Genomic DNA, 7,159 nt, shown 5'->3' on the forward strand with positions numbered 1-7,159 from the left:
CTCAGATCATGAGCGCATTTCTACCGCACGGCGGTACATTGGTTAATCGCGTCGCAGAGGGGCAAGAACGCGATGCTTTGCTGGCTAAAGCAGCCGATTTGGTTTCCATTCCGGTCAATACTTGGACAATATCCGATTTGGATCTTATTGGAGTAGGGGCGTTTAGTCCGCTAACCGGTTTTATGAACGAAGACGATTATTTATCGGTAGTCAACAACATTCGCCTTTCTAACGGAACGATCTGGAGCATTCCGATTACTCTTGCCCTAACGGACGATCAAGCTGCAACGCTAAGCATCGGCCAACAAGCGGCGCTTGTCGGAGAGAACGATGGCGTCGTCTATGCCGTAATCAACGTGGAAAGCATTTATAAAGTTAACAAGCATCATGAAGCGGTTCAAATTTTCAAGACGGACGACATCGAGCATCCTGGAGTAGTAAAGCTATTCGATCGTCCCGACAACTATTTGGGCGGCTCGATCCAGGTCTTGAATCGTCCTGTTCCCGAAAAGTTCAACGAGTTCTATTTCGATCCGTCGGAAACTCGGCGTCTCTTCGCGGAGAAAGGTTGGAAAACGGTAGTCGGATTCCAAACCCGCAATCCCGTACACAGAGCGCATGAATATATTCAGAAAGCGGCTATGGAAATCGTGGATGGATTGTTCTTGAACCCACTGGTGGGCGAGACCAAATCCGACGACGTGCCGGCTAACGTTCGGATGAAGAGCTATCTTGCTTTGCTGGAGAACTATTATCCTACAGACCGCGCATTCCTTGGCGTATTCCCGGCAGCTATGCGCTATGCCGGCCCTAGGGAAGCGATTTTCCATGCTCTCGTTCGCAAGAACTATGGTTGCACGCACTTTATCGTAGGGCGCGACCATGCGGGGGTAGGCGATTATTACGGTACTTACGAGGCGCAGGATCTACTTAAGACCTTTGCGGTAGAGGAATTAGGAATTACGCCTTTGTATTTCGAGCATAGCTTTTTCTGCACCAAGTGCGGGAATATGGCATCAAGCAAGACTTGCCCGCATGATAAAGAGCATCACCTGACTCTGTCGGGTACGAAGGTTCGCGCATTGCTGCGGGACGGTATTTGCCCTCCCCCTGAGTTCTCCCGTCCCGAAGTGGCGGCGATTCTCATCGAAGGAATGGCCGAAGCAAGCAAAACATATGTAATCTAACAATCATATTTATCCACCTTGTCCCATAAGATGTAGGGAGCTTTCCCGGGACGAGGTGGATTTTTGATGTTTAATAAGCAGTTATATCGGTTGTGGTCGTTGTTGAGCAAGCGTCGTCGTCTGATTATTTGGATGACTCGGCGGGCGTTGTTGAGAGTTGCGATCGTTATTTGTTTAATGGCGTTGACCGTTACGGTATTCTTAAGCGAGATTCCCTCCTCAAGAACTTGGACGCATTGGACTTTGCCCTTAACGGGGAAGGTTATCGCATTGGATGCCGGACACGGCGGAGCAGATGGGGGAGCGGCCAGCAGAGATGGGGTAATCGAGAAGGATTTGAATCTTGCCATCGTGCTGTATCTGAGGGACTATCTCCAACAAGCAGGAGCTGTGGTCCTCCTTACGCGGGAGGGAGATTATGATCTGGCGTCTCCCGAAACCAAAGGATATTCACGCCGCAAGACGGAAGATCTTCTGCAGAGGGCTGATCGGGTTCGCGATCAGAAGGCGAATATTGCGTTAAGCATACATATGAACAGCTTTCCCTCTCCTCGCTGGTCAGGTGCCCAAACCTTTTTCTCGCCAAAGAACCAAGAAGGAAAGAAGTTGGCTACCGTAATTCAATCGGAGCTTCGGGACGTACTGGGCAATACGCAGCGAATAGCCAAGCAAGCAGCTACTATCTATTTGCTCAAAACTTTAGAAATGCCCACAGCGCTTGTCGAAGTTGGTTTCCTCTCGCATCCGGAAGAGGCAAATCTTCTTGCGGACGAAGCCTACCAGCGTAAAGTCGCGGGAGCGATTTATCGGGGAATTCTGAGATATGCGTCCGGTGAAACGGAAGAGCCTGTGCTATAATAAGAGAGGTTGTTCAATAAGAATGCCGGCTCCGAAAAGCAGATTGTGAACTTGTAATAGGAGAATTCGAAACAAAAATGGGGGTCGAAATTGGTGGTCACCAGGGAAAACGTATTGGAAGTTCTTCAACCCGTACTCGAACCTACGCTTAAACATAGCCTAACCGATCTTGGGTTGGTGAGAGATATCGTCATTCGCGATGCTTCCGTGTCCATGTCGGTCGTGCTTCATCCCGATAGCGCGGATCAGAATACCATTGTCGAGCAGGGGTTAACGCAAGCGTTGTCGAGGATTAATATCGTTAATCCGCACTTTCGTATTCGCGCCATGACGGAGCATGAGAAAACCGAGGCGCTTTCCAAGCTTCAACCTGGTAACCGGCAAAGTGCGTCGTCTACGCATTCGCATGGCGAGGAGAAGAAGCCTGCCCCGATTAAAGGTCACGGAGCCGGGATGGATAAGCATCCGATCCTGCATCCGGAAAGCGGCGTCGAGTTCATCGCCATTGCTAGCGGCAAGGGCGGAGTCGGCAAATCGACCGTAACGGTTAATCTTGCGGTGGCACTGGCGCGCCAAGGAAAACGCGTCGGGCTTATCGACAGCGATATTTACGGTTTCAGCGTTCCGGATATGATGGGGATCGAGGAGCGTCCGGAGCAGATCGGGGATAAAATAAAACCGGTCGAACGGTTCGGAGTCAAAGTCATATCCATGGGCTTCTTCGTGGAAGACAATAGTCCGATCGTCTGGAGAGGTCCGATGCTCGGCAAGATGCTAAGAAATTTCTTCGCCGAGATCGAATGGGGCGAATTGGATTACTTGCTGCTCGATCTGCCGCCCGGTACGGGGGACGTTGCGCTCGATGTCCATCAAATGATTCCTCAAAGCAAGGAAATCATCGTTACTACGCCTCACGCAACGGCTGCCTTCGTAGCCGCTAGAGCTGGATCGATGGCTATTAGAACCAACCATGAGATCATCGGAGTAGTCGAGAATATGTCCTACTTCGAAAGCAAAGAAACCGGGGCAAGGGAGTACGTGTTCGGCCGCGGAGGCGGGGGCAAGCTTGCGGAAACGTTGAATACGGAGCTCTTAGCCCAGTTCCCGTTGGGTGCGCCGGACAATCATCCTTCCGAGCCTGATTACTCGCCATCCGTATACAAATCGGATTCCGATATCGGCAAGGAATATATGACGTTAGCTCAGCTCGTTATAGATCGTTGCGGCAAGTAATCGAATATAAATCAAAAACGGTTGAACGGGGATACTCGTTCAACCGCTTTTTATTTGCTAAGAGCGTTATCCGCCGCTTTCGCCGCTGCTTTGACCGCCGCTTTCTTGGTTGTCTTGGCCTCCGCCTTCTTGGTCGATTTTCTCTTCGCCTTCTTTTTTCTCGTCTTTCTTCTCGGTGTCAGGAGTTAACTCTTCTTTGACGACGCTTTGCAATAACTTCATAATCTCCAGCTTGAAGAGAGGGTTCTCCATGGATTCGGTGACCGAGCTCATGATGAGCTTGCGTACATCGCTTGTCTTCATGGAATCCGTAAGGATTTTTAACATCTCCGGCGTTTTGAACATATCGACAAGTTCATGCTGGTAAGAAGGATCCTTCATCAAGTCCTTGTGAATTTGTTTATTATCTTTGCTTACCGCTTTGGCGAATTCTCCGGCGAACTTGGGATCCTTCATGATTTTTTCCAAGATCGTGGAGGATTCGGGAGATGTTAATACGTCTTTTACTGCGATTCTGACTTGCGCTTGATCTGACGGAGTCATGCTCTTCATTTGCAAGGTGCTTGATCCGTATTGATCCGTCGAAGCCTTTTCCATTGCTTTCTGCGCTTCTTCGGAACCTAGAATATCGATAACCATTGATTTTACTTCTTTGTAGCTCATTTGGGCGCCATTGCTGCTGCTTCCCGACTCGGGACCGCAAGAGGCAAGCAGCAGCGACATCCCTATAATGCATCCACACCATCGCAATCGATAACGCATATCGAACAGCTCCTCCCTTCTATAGGGGTTATGGCTGTAGTATGCTTCGACGACGGTGCGAATATAAGGGGTTGTTCATGGCTTTTTATGATGTTCATGGTAAAATGAATGTTGATCATACAGAGGAGGTTTCAAGACTTGAATTTACGTAAATGGATGAAATTATTCGGTGTCACCATACTCATCGGCGCAATTGTGACGGTAGTAGGAAGCGTGAGCATCCAGCTTTTCAATCCGGACTTCCGCGATGTCGAAGCAAGCGGTTGGTTGTCCTACATACTTATGATGGCATTAATCGGAATGACTTTCGGAGCATTTTCGCACATGGGCTTTTTCGCATATCTCATGCTGAACTATATAGCCCGCAGTATTTTCAGAAGACCGTACACTTGGGTTGTCGTTCAAGGCATCATAACCGTATTCGTGTTAGTGGAGATCGGCTATTGGACTTACGATACGAATTTCCCGAGTTATACCTACTGGTTAATTCCTCTTGCGTTGATCGTCGGTTCCTTAATCGTTGGCTGGTTTAAGGTGAATCAAACGGCTGTTGGAGCGTGGATCCCGACGATCTTTTTCCTGGTATCGATTACGACAATGGAATCTGTACCGGTGTTCAAAACAGGCGATATCTCGTCGCTGTTGTACCAGCTAATTCCGATATTCATTTGCAACGCGTACCAAATCATGCAATTGCATCGCCTACTTGGCAAAGCTGCCGATACGAATCCGATCGTTGCAACGGCTAAGTGAAGTAGGGGGAGGCTAATTCGTTCCAAGCGGAACGATCCTCCACGGTCTTGCCATTGGTTTCGGTTTGATTAATCATCTGGGATACCGTTACGAAGTCGTAACCTTTCGCGCGCAATTGATCGATGATGGTAGGCAGAGCTTCATGAGTCTGCTTGCACGAGTCGCTTGCGTGCAGAAGTATAATATCCCCCGGATGGGCTTTGTTTACGACGCGATTGACGATCGTATTCACTCCGGGATTTTTCCAATCCAAGGAATCGGTGTCCCATTGGATGACCTTGTAGTTCAGATCCTCGGCGATTCTTAGCACTCTTTTGTCGAAATCTCCGTTCGGCATTCTAATCAGGTTAGGAGATTTACCCGTCATTTCCCTCAAAATCCCGTCGGCCACCGTGATTTGCTTGCGGATCTCTTCTTCGCTGTACTGGCTGTAGTTATCGTGTTTATGGCCATGGCTTCCCACTTCATACCCCGCGTCCGTGATTTTCTTGACGATATCGGGATGGGCTTTGCTCCAAGGCGAAGAGAGGAAGAAGGTTACGTTTTTCACGTTTTTGGCTTTCAGGATTTCCAGAATGGGCTCCGCTCGTTTCTCGCCCCAGCTGATATCGAAGGTAAGGGAAACGACTTTGCGTTCGGTTGGAATGCTGTACACGGCGGCGGGCGGGTGAGGCGCAAATACGCTTAGATTGTTCTTTTCAACCCAAATGACGGAAATGGCAAGAATAGCAGCAACCGTGAGGAAAAAGAACTTCTTAATGCGCCGTCCGTTAAACACGAAAAAATGATTCATGGATTGATCGGCTCCTTTCCAGAGTAAGGTGCTTTCGTTTGTCCGCACGCGTACGGACGTGTACGAGCACTTGGATACTATCAATGTATGCTTGACCCATAGAGTTATTCTTAGGGATGAGAAACAGAGCCATAAAGTTGAAGTGGATACAAATCGGTCATAATGGGGGAAGTGTCGATATGTTTTCGCGCCAAGGATTGTTGTTGACATGGAAAGAAATTCGTCCGTATTTTATTTTCTCGATTATGTTGTTTTTCGCTGGCGCCGTGATTGGCGGTACTCCTAATGCTCCAGCTGATTTCCTGGAACAACAGATTAAAGGTATTGCGGCTATCGCTAACGATGCCAAAGCATCCGACAATCCGGAGTTCACCATGTTTCTGCTCATTACAATGAACAATATCTTCAACACTATTCTTGTGATGGCATTGGGCATTCTCGCGGGTATTATGCCGGTAATCATGCTGGTATCGAACGGAATGATCATCGGATACCTATTGGGAGATATAGCTGCGGACGGACAAAATGTATGGTTGTTAACGTTGAAAGGCTTATTACCGCATGGAATATTCGAGCTCTCGGCCGTATTCTTGGGATGCGCGTTCGGTATGAGGTTTGGATTGACGTTGATTAAAGGGATTTTCGGATCGGCGCTCGGGAAAAAGGTTCCATGGCATCCTTTCGTAAGGACGGCGACGGGATCCGTGCCTGCGCTGATCGTCATAGTCGTATTCCTTTTGCTCGGAGCCGTAATCGAAAGTACCGTTACCTATTGGTTAATGAGATAAAGTTTGTCTTGAGCGGATAGCTTGTCATAAAGCTGGCAAAAAAAGAGCATAACAGTAGGACATGCCGGAGAGCATTCGACCGCGAACTTAAAGGGAGAGTCTTCGGCAAACGCTGCTTGTTCACAGGAGGATTCGCACTCTATGCTCGGGATGATGTTCACGGAAAAGGAATGCAAGGAATTCGATTATCTATTGCGTAAAGAAATGGACGAAATGTTGCTTGATATGAGTGACCGTAGATTGGACGGACCGGTGAAAGAAGCGATAACCAAAAGGTACAAAATCATCTTCCGGATGTATGCGCGCATTGCTCCGCCTAGGGAATTGTCCCGTTATGCTACGGGATTAAGGTCGCAGAGATAATAATCCGAATAAATCCAATTAAATTCGAACAAATGCTTGACCGGGGCCCTTTGTATATGTTAAATTAGCTTTCGCCCCACTTTTCGGTGGGACGAGCGGACGAAGGAAATGATGAACAATCAAGGCAGTCAGAAATTACCTGTTGCCAAGTACTAGTCAGCTGTGGTATATTATAAAAGTCGCCGTTAGCGCGGCCGACGAAAAACGAAACACAAATTGTTCTTTGAAAACTGAACATTGAGCGTAAGAAACAACAAACGTCTGAGGCGGACTTTCGAGTCTGCGGAAGGCAAACCAGCAATACAGATTGAGCCTCAAAAGGCTCTATTATAAGCAATGTCGACTTGTCGACGGCGCTTTATTATGGAGAGTTTGATCCTGGCTCAGGACGAACGCTGGCGGCGTGCCTAATACATGCAAGT

General features: G+C 48.3%; 8 protein-coding genes and 1 rRNA gene. 7 read left to right on the forward strand and 2 right to left on the reverse strand.

Translation table 11 applies throughout. From position 1 onward, the window contains the following. Nucleotides 1-8: 8 nt before the first annotated feature. The 3 genes from sat (at nucleotide 9) to DFP95_RS24580 (ending at nucleotide 3,278) form a co-directional block, all read left to right on the forward strand. Nucleotides 9-1,187: a sulfate adenylyltransferase gene (sat, locus tag DFP95_RS24570; protein ID WP_115995341.1), complete on the forward strand. Its 1,179-nt coding sequence runs from the start codon at nucleotides 9-11 to the stop codon at nucleotides 1,185-1,187. Between the two features lie 66 nt (nucleotides 1,188-1,253). Further along, nucleotides 1,254-2,045, forward strand: coding sequence for an N-acetylmuramoyl-L-alanine amidase CwlD (gene cwlD, locus DFP95_RS24575; protein ID WP_115995342.1), 792 nt, complete (start codon nucleotides 1,254-1,256; stop codon nucleotides 2,043-2,045). Between the two features lie 93 nt (nucleotides 2,046-2,138). Further along, nucleotides 2,139-3,278: a P-loop NTPase gene (locus tag DFP95_RS24580; protein ID WP_115995343.1), complete on the forward strand. Its 1,140-nt coding sequence runs from the start codon at nucleotides 2,139-2,141 to the stop codon at nucleotides 3,276-3,278. A 66-nt stretch (nucleotides 3,279-3,344) separates the two neighbouring features. Here the strand turns inward: DFP95_RS24580 and gerD are convergent, their stop codons facing one another. Beyond that, nucleotides 3,345-4,040 carry a spore germination lipoprotein GerD gene (gene gerD / locus DFP95_RS24585; RefSeq protein WP_115995344.1) on the reverse strand — a complete coding sequence of 232 codons (696 nt, stop codon included), beginning with the start codon at nucleotides 4,038-4,040 and terminating at the stop codon, nucleotides 3,345-3,347. Nucleotides 4,041-4,178: 138 nt separating this feature from the next. Between gerD and DFP95_RS24590 the strand changes: the two genes are divergently transcribed. After that, on the forward strand, nucleotides 4,179-4,793 hold the full coding sequence (locus DFP95_RS24590; protein ID WP_181907594.1) for a KinB-signaling pathway activation protein: 615 nt from the start codon (nucleotides 4,179-4,181) through the stop codon (nucleotides 4,791-4,793). Here DFP95_RS24590 and pdaB read toward each other — a convergent pair. Then, nucleotides 4,786-5,586 carry a polysaccharide deacetylase family sporulation protein PdaB gene (gene pdaB / locus DFP95_RS24595; protein WP_115995346.1) on the reverse strand — a complete coding sequence of 267 codons (801 nt, stop codon included), beginning with the start codon at nucleotides 5,584-5,586 and terminating at the stop codon, nucleotides 4,786-4,788. The two genes, DFP95_RS24590 and pdaB, sit on opposite strands and share 8 nt — an antisense overlap. 179 nt (nucleotides 5,587-5,765) lie before the next feature. Between pdaB and DFP95_RS24600 the strand changes: the two genes are divergently transcribed. From DFP95_RS24600 to DFP95_RS24610, 3 genes are all read left to right on the forward strand, one after another. Beyond that, entirely contained in the window at nucleotides 5,766-6,374 is a 609-nt protein-coding gene (locus DFP95_RS24600; protein ID WP_181907595.1) for a stage II sporulation protein M, read from the forward strand. 141 nt (nucleotides 6,375-6,515) lie between these two features. Then, nucleotides 6,516-6,737, forward strand: coding sequence for a hypothetical protein (locus tag DFP95_RS24605; protein ID WP_115995348.1), 222 nt, complete (start codon nucleotides 6,516-6,518; stop codon nucleotides 6,735-6,737). Nucleotides 6,738-7,097: 360 nt separating this feature from the next. Beyond that, nucleotides 7,098-7,159 (forward strand): 16S ribosomal RNA (locus DFP95_RS24610); the annotation flags it as partial.

Source organism: Cohnella lupini (genome assembly GCF_003386205.1).
GTDB classification, from domain to species: domain Bacteria; phylum Bacillota; class Bacilli; order Paenibacillales; family Paenibacillaceae; genus Cohnella; species Cohnella lupini.

What these genes read in the sequence shown, in the direction of transcription:
- gerD (WP_115995344.1), bottom strand. Translation starts at nt 4,040, where the DNA reads ATGCGTTATCGATTGCGATGGTGTGGATGCATTATAGGGATGTCGCTG.
- cwlD (WP_115995342.1), top strand. Translation starts at nt 1,254, where the DNA reads ATGTTTAATAAGCAGTTATATCGGTTGTGGTCGTTGTTGAGCAAGCGT.
- pdaB (WP_115995346.1), bottom strand. Translation starts at nt 5,586, where the DNA reads ATGAATCATTTTTTCGTGTTTAACGGACGGCGCATTAAGAAGTTCTTT.
- sat (WP_115995341.1), top strand. Translation starts at nt 9, where the DNA reads ATGAGCGCATTTCTACCGCACGGCGGTACATTGGTTAATCGCGTCGCA.
- DFP95_RS24605 (WP_115995348.1), top strand. Translation starts at nt 6,516, where the DNA reads ATGCTCGGGATGATGTTCACGGAAAAGGAATGCAAGGAATTCGATTAT.
- DFP95_RS24600 (WP_181907595.1), top strand. Translation starts at nt 5,766, where the DNA reads ATGTTTTCGCGCCAAGGATTGTTGTTGACATGGAAAGAAATTCGTCCG.